The sequence below is a fragment of the Pseudoalteromonas sp. S2721 genome (assembly GCF_005887425.1).
GTDB classification, from domain to species: Bacteria; Pseudomonadota; Gammaproteobacteria; order Enterobacterales; family Alteromonadaceae; genus Pseudoalteromonas; species Pseudoalteromonas simplex.
In genome coordinates this window covers 1-366 of the sequence record NZ_PNCZ01000159.1, presented here as the reverse complement: position 1 = coordinate 366, position 366 = coordinate 1, and the positions used below count along the sequence as shown (strand labels likewise).

The window sequence follows — 366 nt, the reverse complement described above, 5'->3', positions numbered from 1 at the left end:
TGATATTCATACCATTGCTAAGTGAACTGAGTGGGTCCATTCTTCGGTATACTTTATCGACTTACACACTACGTCCATGTAGAGCTGCAATTCCTGGCGCTGTGTTTGCAGCTATGTTGTTTGAGCTGACAAAAAAAGGGTTTGCTTTGAACATCAGCCTCTTCCCATCATACGAAGTTATTGATGGGGCGTTGACGACAAGCCCTATTTTATTTGGATGGGTGGATTTGTCGTGGATTGTGTTTTTACTCGGTGCAGATTTTAGTGTATGTATCATCCCTGAGAATATCTAGGAGACTCCAGTTATTGAGGTTTAAATTCACTGCAGCTAAGGAGAGCGACGTGCCGTAACAGCAACCATATCAT

The 366-nt window shown here is 42.6% G+C and carries 1 protein-coding gene; it reads left to right on the top strand.

What is annotated here, in order from left to right; genetic code table 11:
* Positions 1-293 (top strand): YhjD/YihY/BrkB family envelope integrity protein (locus CWC02_RS20645; RefSeq protein ID WP_171043887.1); only part of this gene is annotated, 293 nt, incomplete at its 5' end.
* Positions 294-366 lie beyond the last annotated feature (73 nt).